This window comes from Alteromonas gracilis, assembly GCF_036870955.2.
In the GTDB taxonomy this organism is placed as follows: Bacteria; Pseudomonadota; Gammaproteobacteria; order Enterobacterales; family Alteromonadaceae; genus Alteromonas; species Alteromonas gracilis_A.
The window spans coordinates 4,001,136-4,017,044 of sequence record NZ_CP145482.2 but is presented as its reverse complement, the minus strand read 5'-3'; the positions used below and the strand labels follow the sequence as shown (position 1 = coordinate 4,017,044).

The window sequence follows — 15,909 nt, the reverse complement described above, 5'->3', positions numbered from 1 at the left end:
TTCACTCCCTTCGTAATCTGCCTAACAGAAAGCTTGTTGGGAGAAGAGGGAACACGCCGTGGAGCCATCCGTGCTTTTGTATTAGCGGCTTCGCAGCTGCATCCATGCAGCTGAGAGTTTTTGATGGGACTTCACTCCCTTCGCAATCTGCCAAACAGAAAGCTTGGTGGGAGAGGAGGGAACACGCAGTAAACCCATCCGTGTTTTTGTATTAGCGGCTCCGCAGCTGCTTCCATGCAGCTGAGAGTTTTTAATGGGACTTCACTCCCTTCGCAATCTGCCAAACATAAAGCTTGGTGGGAGAGGAGGGAACACGCCGTGAACCCATCCCAGCTTTTATGTAAGAACTCCGACACCGCATACCTTCTGCTGAGAGATCTAGATTGAACAAGTGCCCGCTCTTTAGCATGGATACAGGTGATTGTTCTTGGGTGAATACCGAAAAAAGTACAACTAGTGGCTATTTTGGGTGTTTGGCGGGTGGTTGACGCAAGGATGACGTAGTAATAAGTTCGGTTTTATTCAACTATATAGGCAAGTCAAAATGGAGGATGAACTTGTGGACGGTGTGCTAAATACTGAATTGCTTAAATCACTGAGAAAGAAAAAGTGTTGGACTCAAGAGAAGTTGGCTGCAAATGCTGGGTTAAGTTTGCGAACGGTCCAGCGTGCAGAGGGGAAGGGGACGTCGTCTTCAGAGACTTTGCTGGCGCTAGCGAGTGCTTTAGACACTACAAGTGATAGTCTTGTTACTTTTAGATCGGCTGCTGCCGAAGCGGATGACATTGCTTCCGTCAAAATCCATCGCAAGCGTTCACAAGTAGTGGGTTATGCTTGTGCGGCCTTGGGGGTTATCTGCGCCTACCTTGCTATTTCCTATTCTTTGGTTAACGGGTATGTTGAAGTAGGTAATGCCGCAATGTGGTATGGATGTATTGCTTCATTCACCAGCGTCTGCTTAGGTGTTATGGGCGTAATCAAAAGGCAAGAGAGTGCGAATTTAGGTTCTTCTTTAGCAAAGTAAAATGTATCGCCAAGCCCATTCAAAGATGCGGGGTTGGCGTCACATTAAGAAGTGCTCGCAGGCCGTTAAAGTTGTACGACTTTGTATCCTTTCGCTTCTAGCAGCTTTAGAACATTGTCTTGGCCAACAAGGTGCCCTGCACCTACCAATACAAACTCTTGGTCATCGTCACCAAACATGGCTTCAATATGCGGTATCCAGTTTTGGTTTCTTTGCGTAAAGACTTCATCAAAAGAGGTAGGTGACTCTCGTTTGAATGTATCAATTACAAGTTCGTTTATTTGTTCAGTATTGCCAACACGCCACGCCTTGATGGTCTGCGTCAACATCGTTTTTAACTCGGGCAAGGTCGCTAGAGTTTCAGAAATTAAGCGGTCTTCTTCACCCTTACCCATGTTAGCGAGCATCTGAATTTGAAAGTCTAAGCTTTCTAAATATTCGCGTGATTTGTCATCGCGTTTTGCCAATTGTGTAAAGTAAGCATCTACCCCTTCACCAGCAAGCTGGTTACGCTGTGCCTCCATTGCAACTAAGGTTGTTGCCACCATCCCAGGCCTAAACCCTGCTAGTTGGTCGGCAGTCGCACCAAACGCGCTTAAGTAGGTGTTCAACGCGTCATAGGTGTCACCCGATAGTTCATCTTTGAGTGTCTTTCCGTTTGAATACGCTAGCGCCGCCATCATTTTTTGTTGTGCAGCAAGGTCTGCTGGGTCTGGTAGCTCTGCCTCAAATACCAATGTATCGCTTTTCTCATAAGTGGAGGTGAATACTTCGGGTAAAGGAAACTCAGAAATGGGCAAAATATGGATCGTACCGCCAATATAGACGACATCTTCTCCTTTAGAGACTTCCCAAACCGAAGTAGTAGCGTCCTGATCGCTTGCCAGTGTCGTTGCTGAAGTAAAGGCTAAACCAAGTGCCATCGCTGTGTTTCGAAGTGAGATAAATTTCATGTCATATGTCCTTATAATTAAAGAGTGAACGTATTCGCTAACGTTTCAAGCAAGCTTTCTTCTATTGAGACCAAACGTGACTCAAGGTGCGTGGCAACATTGGTATTTAATGTATCCATAAGGTCGGTGTTTACAGAGTGATATGCTGCTTCCTGTAATACTTGTTGCGTGTGGTTTTCATCGAACGTATCAAGTATTGGCATATCTTGTTCTACTGCATACGCACCGCTTGCGCTTGTTAATAGGCTCAGTGTAAGTAGTTTTAGTGTTAGACGCTTCATCATTTAGCTCCTTTACAGACGATATATAGTTAATCATTTTTACAGACATGCATTTGTGTTTTCTTACTGCTGTCTGACAACACTTTCAAAGCTAAACTGAAAATGACGAATAATCTCTTACGAAAGCCTTACACTTTTATCAATAATCAAAATTCTCAAAAATGAAATTTATCTCCATGTTTTATATGAAAAATTTAGAAACCTTATGGAAAACTTATGACACAAAATATGTGCTGGTTTTACTTATTAATACAAGACAATTGTAGTAAATTGCATCGACGGGTTAGAAAAGGAATAGTTTAGATGCCTTTTGCACATCGTTGTATTAACTGCCACAACAAGAGGCTCGTGTTACTACTTTTTTTCATACCATTTTTCCTAAACGCCAGCGAGGTAGTCATGAAGGAACGTTCGATACCTGAGCCGAAAGCGATAAGCCCCCAATTTAAGAAAGCGCTGGCGCAATTTCCTATTCCGTCAGTAGACGATGCAATCAGTGCGACACCTTCTACGGTTGAACAATGGCGTGAATATATTCAAGCCAGAAACGCTGAACAGAAAAAGAAAATTAAGAAAATGCGCAAGCAGTTTGGTGTTGAAGTAGAACTGCTTAATATGGCTGGTGTGGCTGTTCGAAAGATTACGCCGAAAAATGTCAGTGAGGTTTTCAAAGATCATATTTATATAGATGTTCATGGCGGTGCTTTTGTTCTATTTGGCGGCTTACCAAGCATTGAAGAGGGAATACTCATCGCCCACAGACTTGGCATAAAAGTGCTTAGCGTCGATTACCGTATGCCACCTTCGTCACCTGCACCTAGCTGCACTTAATGATGTACTCGCTATCTATAAGGCGGTGTTGGAATCGCACTCACCCGGCCACATTTTCATCGGAGGCACCTCGGCAGGAGGCAACCTTGTCTTAACGGCTACTCAACAAATCGTCGCTCAAGGCATTGCGCCGCCTAGTGCAATTTATGCTGGGACACCTTGGGCTGATTTAACGAAAACCGGTGACACATTGTTTACCAATGAAGGTGTCGACCGCATTTTGGTTACCTATGATGGACAATTAGAAAGCGCCGCATCCTTATATGCCGGAAATACTTCATTCACTGACCCAGTCATTTCGCCACTATACGGTACATTTGATTCGTTCCCGCCAACCTTCTTACTCACGGGCACAAGGGACATGTTCTTAAGCGACACTGTAAGAGTAAATCGCGCCATTCGAGAATCAGGAGGATTAACCCTACTTGAAGTATTTGAAGGTATGTCACATGCAGATTACCTGGTCGCGTACGATACCCCTGAATCAGAAGCAGCCTACTTTGCAATAAAGCAGTTTTTTACTGGGTACGCTAAACAGTAGGTTCTCTTTTTTCCGGCTTCGTCCTGATTGATGAGTTTTTGTTGCTGATCATAACAACCTTTCTTGTATTTCATTGCAAATGATAACGATTATCGTTAAGATTGTCGCGTATCGCGTTTTTTCGCATTAGCACGTGTGAAATAGATATAGCGATTAACGTATTTTCAATGAAATCGAGAAGGTTCCATCCATGTTGTGTCGTTACGTGCCGTTACTATTAGCTGGCTGTTTATCATTGTTTAGTGTTCTGTCACACGCTGCGTCGTTGCCTGAGCAACTCGATAGCCTAACTGAAAAATGGTTGCGTATAGAGAAGCAAATTTCGGCATTGGAAAGCGAGTGGCGACAAAGCGAACCTTCGCTGTTGCAGCGTATAGAGTTGCTAAAAGCAGAGCGATCTCAGCTTAAAAGCCTGCTTACTCATAACGAAGAACAAAGCAGCGATGTCGAAGCGAAGCGAGAAGCACTGCTGGCGCAGCAAAATATTTTGGAAGCTCAGCAGCAGTCTGTTGAGCAATCACTCATGCCCCTCAATGGTATATTAGACACAATATATCCCTTATTACCTGAGGTATTGAGGCACCGCTGGGATGAAGAGCGTTCACAACTCATCGAAGATGCTTAGCTCTTCATTACAGCTTCAAGTCATATTGGCACAGCTTTCATCGCTCAATAAGTTCAACAGCTCCATTACCGTCCATGAAAGTGTGATGAATACGCCAGACAATAAAGTAGTGATGATAAAACAGCTTTATTTAGGTAGCAGTTATGCATGGTTCACTAACAGCGACGGGCAATATCAAGGCATCGGTAATAGCTTATCTGGCCGTTGGGAGTGGTTTTTCGATACGCCATCAGATGTCATTGACGAGGATTCATTAGACAATATCAGAAAAGCTATCGCCATCTATGAGAAACAGCGCCAGCCTGAATACGTTTTACTTCCGCTAGATTTGCGTATGGAGGTAGGCAAATGAAGCTGCTGTATTCACTGCTTGTCACTTTTGTTCTATTGAGCCCTTTTCAGACCTTTGCCACGCCTCAGCAAGCAACTAAACAAGATAAACTCAATCAAGAAATGCTCAAAAAAGTCGAAAACGCCAAGGTGCGTTTAGCACAAACCGAGACCGACGTGAGCCAAGCTCGCGCTAAGCTTGCACTAACTTTAAATGCATTAGAGAGAGAAGTGATAGCACTTCGCGAGTCAACGTCCGTAGCACGGCGTAAAAATGATGAAAAAACGTTAGGCTTGAGTCAACTGGAGAATAGACTCGCCCAATGGCAGGAGCAGCAAGTCTTTCAAGAGAATGTGTTAAATCGATTTTTGATGCAAGAGGGCAAGAAAACGGCAGAGTTAGAAAAGCTATCGCTTTTTGAGAAAGTCGATGCTGTTCTGCCAATTGCAAAAACCGCACTGGCAAACCAAAACCCAGCATTTCGTCAGCAACAAGTCATTATGAAAAATGGTGAGTTATCTGAGGGACAAACACTTTCACTTGGACCTGTGACCTGGTTTGTTACTCGCCAGTCACAGCAGGCTGGATTAGCAAGTGTTACCTCCAACCACCCTCACCCCCATGCTCAGGTTGCATTTGATGAGGATGATACCGAAAGACTACTAGACTTGATTGAAACAAAAATTGGGTTCGTGACTTTCGACCCGACATTGGGTCGTGCTGCCACGCAGGAGCAAAGTGGGCAGAGTTTACAAGAGCATGTGACAAATGGTGGTATGTGGGTAATCCCTATTATCGCTTTTGGCTTAATTGCAGTGTCTATTGCCCTATTCAAAGTTGTGCAGCTATGGCGACTTCCGAAGGTGCAAACCGTGCTATCGTCCGCAGCACTGCAAGGCGTACTCAAACAATCTTCAAAGAACGAGTTTGTTGGTATGCAGCGAGAGCTTATCGACATCGCTCAGCGCACACAGACTACCTATGAGCGAGATGATGAGCTGTTTAGTACGTTACAGAAGTTCAAATACAAGCTAGAAAAATTCAATGGCGCTATCGCGGTCACCGCTGCCGTTGCGCCTCTTTTAGGGCTGCTTGGCACGGTAAGCGGCATGATTGAAACTTTTCGTATGATGACGGCGTTTGGTTCAAGTGATCCTGAAATCATTTCTGGCGGCATTGCAAAAGCATTAGTTACCACTGAACTTGGTTTAGTGGTTGCTATACCTGCGCTCATCTTAAATGCGGTGTTATCTCGCAAGGCAAAGCACTATTACGAGGGGCTTGAAGGTTTTGCGTTGCTGTTAAGTGGTGATGATAAAGCACAAGCCAGTGCATCAAGAAACCCTCACTATACAGGGGCGCCATCATGATTGTGCAGATTGCTGACAACCCGCTGTGTTGGGTAATGCTGCTTACTGCCTGGTTTACTTATCAGTCAATTTTTTCGATGGTTGCTCAGGATAAAGCAAGTAGCAATATCCACACAAGCGCAGTCTGCGAGTCATGCCGACGCGCTGGCGAACGTGTTAGTTGGTGCACTTCCACTGATGGGGCTGCTTGGGACAATATCTGGGTTGCAATTGAGTTTTACTGGCATGATAAGTGGTGATGTCGACAGTCAGCTTGTTACGCAAGGTATAGCTGATGCGCTGTTTACTACACAGTTGGGGCTAGTGCTAGCCATTCCTGGTTGGTTAATGATGGTATGTGCCAAATATGTCAGCAAGCGCAACGCTGTAACAGTATTGCGAGAGGTTGCCAGTGAATAGTCGCTTACAAAGGCGCATTGAAGCGCAGCAATTACAAGGCATCGATATGTCTCCCTTGCTCGATGTCGTTTTCATCTTACTTATTTTCTTTATCGTCTCTACAGTCTTTGTCAAAGAAACTGGTGTGGAAGTGGATAAGCCCCAGGCTATATCTGCTCAACAATTGAAACAAAATACCCTCATGCTCGCTATTACCGATGATAGTCGCGTTATGTATGACGGCGCCAATATTGGGCTAACAGGGGTTCGTTCTGTAGTAGAACAGCAAATGATCAAAGAATCGATCCCTGTAGTGATTCAAGTTGATAAGTCAGTGCGCTCAGAACTGTTGGTGAGCGTTATAGATGAAGCCAAGCTCGCAGGCGCTTCCTCCGTCAACATAGCAACTTATAAGCCCTAGAAAAGGTTATTGGATATGTTCTATCGCGCCAAATCAGTTTTTCTTTCAGGTGTTGTGCTATTAAGCGCACTCGGCATGATGTGGCTAGGGCAAACTATGGACGCACAAAACAAAGACACAATGGTTGTGCGCAACATTGATATTGCAGTAATGCCTCCACCCCCGCCTCCTCCTGTGAATACATCGCAGGCTAACAAAGCTGCCATAGACATGCAGGTTGAGGGAACAAACGCCACGGTTGACGTCGCCAAGTTTGAGGTATCGCCGTCGCTAGAGATGGATATGCCCAGCCTGCCTTTTGCCGATACTCAAAAGGTCAGCTGGGCAATGCCCGAAGTAGATATCAGTGCATTTGAGCTCAGTGAGCTTGATACCACGCCCACATTACTCACGCCCGTAAAAGTTCATTTCCCCAAGCGCCTTAAAAAACAAGGCGTAAACAAAGTACTGGTCAAGTTGGATGTGTTAATTGATGAACAAGGTCATGTTGAGCTTATGGATATCGTGGAAAATCCTCATCATGAGTTAAATAAAGAAATAATGCGTTTTGTAAAAAACAGTCGCTTTACGTCTCCGTCAAAAGAAGATGCGGCGGTGAAAGCGCGTTTTATCTGGCCTGTACTCATTGAAGCGTAGTCAAAATGGAAAGTGTTATGAGTGTTTTTAACCGCCCTGTGTATAAGCGTAAGCGAACGCCGATCACAGTCCTAATGCACATCGTATTCTGTGCGTTAACGTTTTGTTCAACATCATTTGCCTCTGTAGACATCGAACTCGATGTACCAAGTTGGAAATTTACCGTGGGAAGTATAGCTTCAGAGCAACCGAATTTACGCATCTCCCATGACGAGCGCGAGTTACTAAATACTATCTTACCGCTTGTTGAAAAGGGAAAGATTGTGCAGGCACTTCGGCGCTTTGAACAAGAGGACACAGATAGTCTGAGTATTAAAATGCGTGAATTGTATGGTCAGGTTTTGCTCAACAATAAGCGTTACGAAGAAGCGAAAACGACGCTTTTAGCGATTGTAAAAGATGTCCCAACACTTGCATCAGCTCACCGTAGTCTAAGCGTTGTATACCTGATGACTAATGAGCTCGAGATGGCTCAACGTCATCTCACTCGCTGCGTAGAGCTTGGTGTAAATGACGCGCAAGTATTTGGGCAGTTAGCCTATACTAATTTGCAGTTAGGAAAAGCCGTTACCGCTATAAATGGATATCAACAGGCGCTGCTACTGCAACCAGGCAATCCGCAGTGGTATCAAGGGCTTTTGTTCGCTTTTATCCAATCAGACAGTTTGACACAAGCTGACAGTCTTTTAGAACAAATGCTGTCAGAGACACCTCAAGACCGTCAGCTATGGTTACAGCGTGGCCAGCTGGCACTAAAACAAAACAACAAGACGAGGGCAATAAGCAGCCTAGAGACTGCACTCACGCTTGGCGACAATTCGACATCTAATCTAATCATGCTTTCAAAGTTACATGTTTCTTCAGGTAGTGTATTGCGCGCTGCGAACTTACTGGCAGATTACAGTAATATTTTGCTCAACGATAATACCGGTGAGGGCGTTAAAGCTTATATAGATGTTGCGACTTATCTAATGAATTCGCAGAAATGGTCGTTGTTAAACACCTCACTCTCTAGGGCGGCGTCTCATTTGGCAGGTTTGAACTCGCTTCACAAAGCGCAAATTATCGTATTACGCGCGCAACTATTAGTTGCACAGGGCCATGACAAAGAAGCTATCACGTATCTGCAAGATGCTATAAAAATTATGCCAGACAATGGTGAGGCACTGTTGGCAATGGCGCAACTGTATCGCAAACAGAAACGAATATCACAAGCAAAAATAATGTTTACTCGTGCCCAAGCGCTCGAAGAAACAAGACAGCGCGCTATGCTGGGGCAAGCGCAAATGGCTATTGAGCAGCATGACTATTCGAGTGCGCTGGCACTGCTACGAGATGTTGTTAAAGCATACCCATCGCGTTCCGACTTGTTAGCGAATATTGAAGCGCTTGAGAAAATTCTCAAGCATGCGGTCTAGGGCTCATTACCTTCATTCATCACGAAAGCTTTCATTCGTCAAAAAGGTACTCATTCGTTCAAAATGATAATAAATCTCATTTGCGTTGAAAGCTGCGGAAAAATCTGTATTATTCAGCCCGGTTAAATGTGGAATCTGACAGAGAGAAGAGTTAAATCAGTGAAGCGCTTTTCAATTGGTGGTGTAAGACAGTGGCATTGGATAAGTGGCGCCGTGTGTTTGGTGGGGATGTGTTTGTTCGCCCTTACAGGAATAACACTGAATCACGCAGCCGATATTCCGGCGAATAGGGTGGTAAGCACGGTTGAGTCGCCCGTTTCTAATGACGTAGTCGCTGTTTTTCATAACTTGAGTCCGAGCAAGATGGCGATCCCTAACGTGCTTGTTGACTACATGGATGAGCAGCACAACGTTGTGCTTCCAGAAAGTGTAGAAGGGGAGTGGGACGGTATTGAGTTTTATGCCTCATGGCCTGGGCCCGGTGCGGATAGCTGGCTTGCGTTTGATATTGAGCTGGAATCTATCACCTATGAGAGCGTTGATAGGGGGTGGATAGCCTACTTTAACGACCTGCATAAGGGGCGAAACACGGGCTTGGCATGGCGATGGTTTATCGACGTCTTTGCCATTGCGTGCGTGATATTCAGCCTCTCAGGTTTATTGTTGTTGATGCGTCATTCAGCGAATCGTATATCAACCTGGCCTGTTACTGCGCTGGGGGTGTTGATCCCCTTTATTATTTTGTTGTTGTTTGTTCACTAAGTTTACTAACACAAGCAACGTGCATATTGCCCTTATATTGCAAGTGGTATGTGCATCAATTGTAGGAGTGTAATGATGAGTTCATGGAAAAATATAGCTATGTTAGGTACCGCAGTGACGCTGTGGTTGTCGTCTAACACGGCTATGGCAAATGAAGAAGCCGTTCTGAGCATAGATTTGCCAACGCTTGATGTAGCCGAATATCACAAGCCGTATGTTGCAGTGTGGGTCGAAGATGCTAAACGCAAAGCCACCCAAATCGCTGTATGGTATGACGTTGATAAGCGTGAACAAAAGGGAAAAGAGTGGTTAAAAGATCTTCGTCAGTGGTGGCGTCGAGGCGGTCGAAGCCTTGATTTGCCTTACGATGGGCTTACTAGTGCTACAAAAGGGCCTGGTCAATACACAATAGACACTCAGCTGAACACAGCACTCAAAAATATGCCTGCTGGTGAGTATACGCTGCGAGTAGAGGTATCTCGTGAGGTAGGTGGACGAGAAGTCGTCTCGCTACCTTTTGCACTGCCTTTATCTAAAAATGGATTTCCTATTGAAGCCAAAGGGACATCTGAAGTGGGGCGCGTTGCGCTTACCACCCATGGCGAATAGTAACAGGGAAGAGATATGAAACCTTCAATACGAGCAACAGCTTTTGCAATAAGCGCCTCACTAGCATTGTCTTTTTCAGCCAATGCACACCGAGCATGGTTACTGCCAAGTTCAACGGTACTTTCAGGTGATGATGCTTACGTTACCTTTGATGCCGCCATTTCAAACACGATTTTTCACCCTGACCATTTTCCAATGAGTGTGGATAATTTGGTGACTAGCGCGCCTAATGGTGACAGCGTGGATGTTGAGCATGTGTCACGTGGCAAATATCGTACTACCTTTGATTTACATCTGAAGCAGGAAGGTACTTATAAACTGGCTTCAGCGAGTTCAGGCTTGCGAGCATTTTGGCGAGATGACAACGGTGATCGCAAAATGTGGCCGGGACGCGGCCAGCCCTTTGTCGCAGCTCAGTTTGATTCTGCCGTACCCAAAAACGCCAATGAATTACGCGTAGTCCAAACGAGTCGCCGAGTGGAAACCTTTGTGACACTAGGAGCGCCTTCTACTGACAACTTTGCACCAACGAATATTGGCTTAGAACTCGTCGCTATCACGCACCCGAACGATCTATTTGCACAGGAAACTGCGCGCTTCTCACTATTGATTGATGGTGAAGTGGCCGCTGGTGCCGACATTGAAGTTGTGCGCGGGGGAATGCGTTATCGCAACGACCAGCAGCTTATGCAAATGAAATCAGATGACAAAGGGCAGTTTTCTATTACATGGCCAGAAGCCGGTATGTACTTTGTTGAAATCAGCTACCAAGACGGCAATGCGACAGCGCCAGCAACGATAAGAAGCGGAAGCTACTCTGCCACATTTGAAGTGCTGCCACTGTAGCGTCATGGCTCATTTAACATTCTAACTTTCACTATCTATAAGCACTATGACAGAAACACACCGCTACCTTATCGCCTTACTTTGTATTTTGTTTTATGCATTATGGGTAGCGGTGCTTTTTCACAAACATAAAAAAAAGCATAAAAGTAAGCACAGTGAAATTAGTCGAGAAAGCACGCTGGTGGTATACGCTAGTCAATCGGGCACTGCTGAAAAAATTGCGCAGGCAAAAGCCTCGCAGTTAGAGGGTTCAAATAGTGCACTTGTCGTTTCAATGGCATCTTTGTCGTTATCGTCTTTGCGCAGCGTGTCAAAAGCAATTTTCGTTGTGAGTACCTATGGTGAGGGAGAACCGCCCGATATGGGGCGCAAATTTAACCGGGCTTTGCAGCAAGCTACGCGGTCAAACAGCAAGCTACTGTCGCATTTACAATTTGAAGTAGTGGGGCTCGGTGACAGGCAGTACAGTGCATTCTGTCAATTTGCCGTAACGCTGTTTAAAGGGATTGAACAGCTTGGAGGTAATGCGGCCAAGCCATTGTTGAAGCTTGACGCAGGACGTGGAGAGCATCTCGTCTTTCTAAACAATACAAACAACGACGAGCATGATAAGGCGGCGCCAATGGTTTTGTCTAGTCGAACCTTGTTAAATGACAAGGGGCAACCAGATTCAAAGCAAAAGCTTTTCGCACTGTCGTTTACAGCACCGACCTCGCAAATTAGCGAAGGAAAAAGGCTTGTTCCAAATGTCTCCATGCACTGGAAGGCCGGAGATATACTCGATGTATTGGTCTATGAAGGTAGCTATACCAGTACGGGCGTTGTAGCTAATAGCAAACCCGTGGTGCGCTCGTACACCATCGCTTCTGTACCTGAAGAAGGTGACGTCAAATTAGTGGTTAGGCAGCTGGTTAAAGATGATGGTTCGCTAGGTGCAGGTTCAGGTTACCTAACTGAAAGCTTGCAACCTCAGCAGCAAGCCGTAGGCGTTATCCGCACACATGCTAATGCGAATATCAATAATCTTCACGCGCCGCTTTTGCTTATTGCTGCAGGTAGTGGTGTGGCGGGCATCAGAGCGCAGCTTGCCAAACGCGCATTGCTAGAAAACGCTGGGCCTGTTTGGATCCTGTTTGGAGAGCGTTGCCCCGATACAGACAATATCTTAGATAGCACTCTTTCTCCCTTTCATCAGTCGTCGTGCATATCCCATAAACACATCATTTACTCACAGTCACCACATGAGAAAGGATACGTGCAACATCTACTGCTACAACATTGTCACGGCATCCGCAGTTTCTTAGGCACTGAGGGGCTGGTGTATGTATGTGGTCGTTATGACACGATGGGTAAAGGCGTTGATACAGCGCTGTGTACGATACTCGGCGATGTTCAGTACCAAAAGCTCAACGAAGAACACCGTTATTATCGCGACTTATACTAAAACGTCGACCTAAACCGTACTTATTCCAAGACAGCGCTGAGTAAGGGGCAATATCATTTAGTTGTAATTAGACTTTAGTCTAATGATTTACCCTGCTTTTAAATACATGTTTAAATACGCGGCCTAGTAACCTACTTCACCTAGTTAGTAAGGTTTTTGCGCATGCTATACACTTTTGCTTACTTGGTTATTCACGCAGAGCGGCAAGAATAGGGTCTCTCTAATTCATTGTAAGTTGTTGAGGTATATGCAATTTGCAGGTTCGACCTTTAAGCACTATAAAGTGATGTAGTGTATACAAAAACAACAAATAGGACGACAGTATGCAGTCTATTGCCATAGTAATTCTGGGCATCATTGGAATGATGTTCGGTTGGTTTGTTTATTCAAAATTTATCGCAAACCGTATTTTCAAATTGGATGATAGCTTTGTAACGCCAGCGCACACCGAACGTGATGGTGTCGATTTTGTGCCCACCAATAAGGTGGTGCTATGGGGCCACCACTTTACTTCGGTAGCTTAGCGCTGCGCCGATAGTAGGGCCCGCTATCGCGGTTTATTGGGGGTGGGTGCCCGCTGTGCTTTGGGTCGTGTTTGGCACTATTTTATTTGCAGGTGTACACGACATGGGCGCACTTTGGGCCAGTGCTCGCCACAAAGGCAAGTCAATGGGCGCGCTGTCAGAGAGCGTCATTGGTAAACGGTCTCGGTCTTTGTTCATGATTGTCGTCTTCCTTGTGTTGCTGATGGTAAATGCGGTGTTTGGTGTAGTCATTGCCAATTCATTTGTCTCTCAACCCAACGCGGTGTTCCCTGCATGGACAGCCATTGTTGTCGCCTTGGTCATTGGGCAGTTGCTAAAGCGAAACTTCAGCTTAATCCCTCTGTGTATCGTAGGTATTTTAGTGCTTTACGCATCGGTTTATGCAGGAAGTTATATTCCTTTAAGCTTGCCTGAAACAATGTTTGGGCTTGGTGACAAGGCAAACTGGATCCTAATCTTGTTTGTTTACGCGGCCATAGCCTCTTTATTGTTTAGGTGTGGATGCTGTTGCAACCGCGCGATTTTATTAATGGTATGCAGTTGCTTGTGGGACTGTTTTTACTTTATGGCGCTGTATTCTTTTCACTACCAGACATTACTGCCCCCGCGTTTAATACGCAAACTGCGGTCGATACGCCAAGTCTTATTCCGCTATTGTTCGTGACGATCGCTTGCGGCGCTGTATCGGGCTTCCACGGTATTGTGTCGTCAGGCACCAGTTCTAAACAATTAGACAAAGAGACCGATGCGCGTTTCGTTGGCTATCTTGGCGCGGTAGGTGAAGGTTCACTTGCGCTCATTACCATTGTTGCAGTAAGCGGCGTTGCGTTTGCAGCCTCTCCTGAGGAATGGCATGAAGTATATAGTCATCTTGGTGCGGGTAGCGTAGGGGCTTTTATTACAGGTGGAGCCAACTTAATCCAACAAGGTTGGGGTCTACCTGTGGACTTCTCCTCTACTATTCTCGCGGTTATGGTTGTCTTGTTTGCTTAAGCACGACGATGGACTCGGGCGTTCGTCTTCAGCGCTATATTATTCAAGAGTGGGGAGATATCTACTCTATTAGCGCGTTAAAAAATGGTGTGGTAGCCACCCTAGTGGCGGTAGGTTGTTGTCTGCTGCTTGCGTTCGGTGCGGGTGGCTCATCAGGTAGCGGCGGAATGATCATTTGGCCTCTGTTTGGCTCAACCAATCAAATATTGGCTAGTCTGACATTGTTGGTTATTTCGGTCATGTTAATTAAGCTTGGTCGCCCTGCGCGGTATACCCTTATCCCTATGGCATTCGTGTTGGTCATGGCGTTTTTTGCTGGCCTGATCAAACTTAAAGAGTACTACATGGCAGAAAACTACCTATTAGTATTTTTAGATGCCGTAGTGTTGGTGGTATCGGTACTGGTTATGCTGGAAGCGTTCTCGGTAGTGTCGAAACTTAAAAAAGAAAAAGATTTGTAACCTTCATTCTTTTTTCATGGTTGACCTCGTCATTTGAACATCATTTCGAGATAGTCAACATTCGGCCAGCGCATTTGCGCTGGCTTTTTTATATCTATAAGACGCTCTGTATAGTGTAAAAAACGCTTTGCTTTTAAAGCGCACTAACGATACCTGTGGGCATTTTCTGAAAAAGGGATTATCTGATAGTATCAGGGGGGCAGTGTTGATTTACCCATGCAAAAGTAACGGTTTGTTCCACGAGGCGGTATGTCAGAGATTCTATTACTAGGTCAAAACTTTTTGTCGCTCTTTGTTGAGTCAGCGCCATGGTTATTGCTCGGCTTACTTGTCGCGGGCATTATGCATGAGCTTGTGCCTGTTTCGTTTCTTGAAAAGCACATGGGAAATGAGTCTCTGTCGTCGATTAGCAAAGCCGCCGTAATTGGCGCACCGCTGCCACTGTGCTCTTGCGGTGTCATTCCCGCTGCGCTTGGACTTAGACGCAGCGGCGCATCTAAGCCATCTACAATATCGTTTTTAGTATCAACACCTGAAACAGGTGTCGATAGTGTATCAGTGTCGTACGCGTTACTTGGACCATTGTACGCAATAGTAAGGCCTATCACAGCAGTAGTGAGTGCTGTCTATGCGGGCATAATGGTACGTGTTTTCGACAGTGTTTCTACTGACAAAAACAGTGGGCAATCAATGCCACAACACCATGAAGGTGAACACAGCTGTTGTGCTAGCGAAGCACCAGCACCGAGAAAATCTGACAGTGAGGCGCACTGTTGCTCAAGTGAAACTTCCTCACATCATGATGCAGCTAAGCCCCTATTTACGGCAAAGACCAAAGCTGTCTTGAGCTTCGCCAGTGGTAAGTTACTGGAAGATATAGTGGTATGGCTACTCATCGGGTTGGCGCTTGCTGCGGCCATTAAAACATGGGTACCTACAGATTTTCTAACGCAGTGGGGAGATGGATTTCTAGCCATGATGATTATGGCAGTCATTGGTATCCCAATGTACATTTGCGCGACTGCTTCAACACCTATCGCAGTTGGTTTTCTTGCAGCAGGGCTTTCCCCTGGTGCGGTATTGGTATTCCTAATGGCGGGTCCTGCTACAAACGTTTCCACTATGGGCATGATCAGACAAGAAATGGGTAACCGCACATTGCTGCTTTATTTGTTTAGCGTGATGTCGGCCAGTATCGGTTTTGGCTATGCACTTAACTATATAGTGCAGGCATTCTCTTTGGAACACATGATCAATATGGAAAGCCACCTCCATGAGCACGGCGCCAATGTGCAAGTTATTTACGCACTGTGTGCCATTGTCTTATTTGTGCTCATAGTAAGGTTAGCCATACTGAAATGGCGAATGGCCCGTCAACACCAGCATGACCACTCAACATGTTGCAGCTAATGAGTCGCAAGGTCTTGTAACACTTATTTG

The 15,909-nt window shown here is 45.5% G+C and carries 17 protein-coding genes and 1 pseudogene; 16 read left to right on the top strand and 2 right to left on the bottom strand.

The features are described 5' to 3' along the window. Positions 1 to 544: 544 nt before the first annotated feature. Positions 545 to 1,024 (top strand): helix-turn-helix domain-containing protein, encoded by a 480-nt coding sequence (locus V6N89_RS19370; protein ID WP_346993121.1) that lies wholly within the window; start codon positions 545 to 547, stop codon positions 1,022 to 1,024. 65 nt (positions 1,025 to 1,089) lie between these two features. On the opposite strand, the gene V6N89_RS19365 is transcribed toward V6N89_RS19370, so the two are convergent. Next, positions 1,090 to 1,977 carry a TraB/GumN family protein gene (locus V6N89_RS19365; protein ID WP_346993120.1) on the bottom strand — a complete coding sequence of 296 codons (888 nt, stop codon included), beginning with the start codon at positions 1,975 to 1,977 and terminating at the stop codon, positions 1,090 to 1,092. 17 nt (positions 1,978 to 1,994) lie between these two features. Continuing rightward, positions 1,995 to 2,261 carry a hypothetical protein gene (locus tag V6N89_RS19360; RefSeq protein ID WP_338519036.1) on the bottom strand — a complete coding sequence of 89 codons (267 nt, stop codon included), beginning with the start codon at positions 2,259 to 2,261 and terminating at the stop codon, positions 1,995 to 1,997. Between the two features lie 396 nt (positions 2,262 to 2,657). Here V6N89_RS19360 and V6N89_RS19355 point away from each other — a divergent pair, with 396 nt between their 5' ends. The 15 genes and pseudogenes from V6N89_RS19355 (at position 2,658) to V6N89_RS19285 (ending at position 15,879) form a co-directional block, all read left to right on the top strand. Then, positions 2,658 to 3,089 (top strand): alpha/beta hydrolase fold domain-containing protein, encoded by a 432-nt coding sequence (locus V6N89_RS19355; protein ID WP_346993119.1) that lies wholly within the window; start codon positions 2,658 to 2,660, stop codon positions 3,087 to 3,089. Between the two features lie 28 nt (positions 3,090 to 3,117). After that, positions 3,118 to 3,630 carry an alpha/beta hydrolase fold domain-containing protein gene (locus V6N89_RS19350; RefSeq protein ID WP_346993118.1) on the top strand — a complete coding sequence of 171 codons (513 nt, stop codon included), beginning with the start codon at positions 3,118 to 3,120 and terminating at the stop codon, positions 3,628 to 3,630. A gap of 205 nt (positions 3,631 to 3,835) precedes the next feature. After that, positions 3,836 to 4,255, top strand: coding sequence for a DUF3450 family protein (locus V6N89_RS19345; RefSeq protein WP_338519032.1), 420 nt, complete (start codon positions 3,836 to 3,838; stop codon positions 4,253 to 4,255). Further along, the gene (locus tag V6N89_RS19340; protein ID WP_346993117.1) at positions 4,221 to 4,607 is read left to right on the top strand and encodes a DUF3450 family protein; all 387 of its coding nucleotides are present in this window, start codon (positions 4,221 to 4,223) and stop codon (positions 4,605 to 4,607) included. The genes V6N89_RS19345 and V6N89_RS19340 overlap by 35 nt, the downstream gene beginning before the upstream one ends. Continuing rightward, complete coding sequence (locus V6N89_RS19335; protein WP_338519030.1) at positions 4,604 to 5,956, top strand: MotA/TolQ/ExbB proton channel family protein; 1,353 nt, start codon at positions 4,604 to 4,606, stop codon at positions 5,954 to 5,956. The genes V6N89_RS19340 and V6N89_RS19335 overlap by 4 nt, the downstream gene beginning before the upstream one ends. Before the next feature lie 81 nt (positions 5,957 to 6,037). Beyond that, positions 6,038 to 6,355, top strand: coding sequence for a MotA/TolQ/ExbB proton channel family protein (locus V6N89_RS19330; protein ID WP_346993116.1), 318 nt, complete (start codon positions 6,038 to 6,040; stop codon positions 6,353 to 6,355). Then, entirely contained in the window at positions 6,348 to 6,755 is a 408-nt protein-coding gene (locus V6N89_RS19325; protein WP_338519028.1) for an ExbD/TolR family protein, read from the top strand. The genes V6N89_RS19330 and V6N89_RS19325 overlap by 8 nt, the downstream gene beginning before the upstream one ends. Positions 6,756 to 6,770: 15 nt before the next feature. Further along, positions 6,771 to 7,391, top strand: coding sequence for an energy transducer TonB (locus tag V6N89_RS19320; RefSeq protein ID WP_338519027.1), 621 nt, complete (start codon positions 6,771 to 6,773; stop codon positions 7,389 to 7,391). Positions 7,392 to 7,408: 17 nt separating this feature from the next. Continuing rightward, positions 7,409 to 8,809: a tetratricopeptide repeat protein gene (locus V6N89_RS19315; protein ID WP_338519026.1), complete on the top strand. Its 1,401-nt coding sequence runs from the start codon at positions 7,409 to 7,411 to the stop codon at positions 8,807 to 8,809. A 159-nt stretch (positions 8,810 to 8,968) separates the two neighbouring features. Then, complete coding sequence (locus V6N89_RS19310; RefSeq protein ID WP_338519025.1) at positions 8,969 to 9,571, top strand: PepSY-associated TM helix domain-containing protein; 603 nt, start codon at positions 8,969 to 8,971, stop codon at positions 9,569 to 9,571. Positions 9,572 to 9,643: 72 nt separating this feature from the next. After that, complete coding sequence (locus tag V6N89_RS19305; RefSeq protein ID WP_338519024.1) at positions 9,644 to 10,180, top strand: DUF2271 domain-containing protein; 537 nt, start codon at positions 9,644 to 9,646, stop codon at positions 10,178 to 10,180. Between the two features lie 15 nt (positions 10,181 to 10,195). Next, positions 10,196 to 11,026: a DUF4198 domain-containing protein gene (locus V6N89_RS19300; protein WP_346993115.1), complete on the top strand. Its 831-nt coding sequence runs from the start codon at positions 10,196 to 10,198 to the stop codon at positions 11,024 to 11,026. Positions 11,027 to 11,072: 46 nt separating this feature from the next. Next, entirely contained in the window at positions 11,073 to 12,470 is a 1,398-nt protein-coding gene (locus tag V6N89_RS19295; protein ID WP_346993114.1) for an NADPH cytochrome P450 oxidoreductase family protein, read from the top strand. A 323-nt stretch (positions 12,471 to 12,793) separates the two neighbouring features. Further along, positions 12,794 to 14,469 (top strand): annotated as a pseudogene (locus V6N89_RS19290) (carbon starvation CstA family protein). Between the two features lie 249 nt (positions 14,470 to 14,718). Further along, positions 14,719 to 15,879 (top strand): SO_0444 family Cu/Zn efflux transporter, encoded by a 1,161-nt coding sequence (locus V6N89_RS19285; RefSeq protein ID WP_338519019.1) that lies wholly within the window; start codon positions 14,719 to 14,721, stop codon positions 15,877 to 15,879. Positions 15,880 to 15,909 lie beyond the last annotated feature (30 nt).

Excerpts from the sequence above, each read along its gene's own strand:
- V6N89_RS19300 (WP_346993115.1), top strand. The coding sequence starts at position 10,196 with ATGAAACCTTCAATACGAGCAACAGCTTTTGCAATAAGCGCCTCACTA.
- V6N89_RS19320 (WP_338519027.1), top strand. The coding sequence starts at position 6,771 with ATGTTCTATCGCGCCAAATCAGTTTTTCTTTCAGGTGTTGTGCTATTA.
- V6N89_RS19355 (WP_346993119.1), top strand. The coding sequence starts at position 2,658 with ATGAAGGAACGTTCGATACCTGAGCCGAAAGCGATAAGCCCCCAATTT.
- V6N89_RS19305 (WP_338519024.1), top strand. The coding sequence starts at position 9,644 with ATGATGAGTTCATGGAAAAATATAGCTATGTTAGGTACCGCAGTGACG.
- V6N89_RS19335 (WP_338519030.1), top strand. The coding sequence starts at position 4,604 with ATGAAGCTGCTGTATTCACTGCTTGTCACTTTTGTTCTATTGAGCCCT.
- V6N89_RS19285 (WP_338519019.1), top strand. The coding sequence starts at position 14,719 with ATGTCAGAGATTCTATTACTAGGTCAAAACTTTTTGTCGCTCTTTGTT.
- V6N89_RS19360 (WP_338519036.1), bottom strand. The coding sequence starts at position 2,261 with ATGATGAAGCGTCTAACACTAAAACTACTTACACTGAGCCTATTAACA.
- V6N89_RS19370 (WP_346993121.1), top strand. The coding sequence starts at position 545 with ATGGAGGATGAACTTGTGGACGGTGTGCTAAATACTGAATTGCTTAAA.
- V6N89_RS19365 (WP_346993120.1), bottom strand. The coding sequence starts at position 1,977 with ATGAAATTTATCTCACTTCGAAACACAGCGATGGCACTTGGTTTAGCC.
- V6N89_RS19340 (WP_346993117.1), top strand. The coding sequence starts at position 4,221 with ATGAAGAGCGTTCACAACTCATCGAAGATGCTTAGCTCTTCATTACAG.
- V6N89_RS19295 (WP_346993114.1), top strand. The coding sequence starts at position 11,073 with ATGACAGAAACACACCGCTACCTTATCGCCTTACTTTGTATTTTGTTT.
- V6N89_RS19315 (WP_338519026.1), top strand. The coding sequence starts at position 7,409 with ATGAGTGTTTTTAACCGCCCTGTGTATAAGCGTAAGCGAACGCCGATC.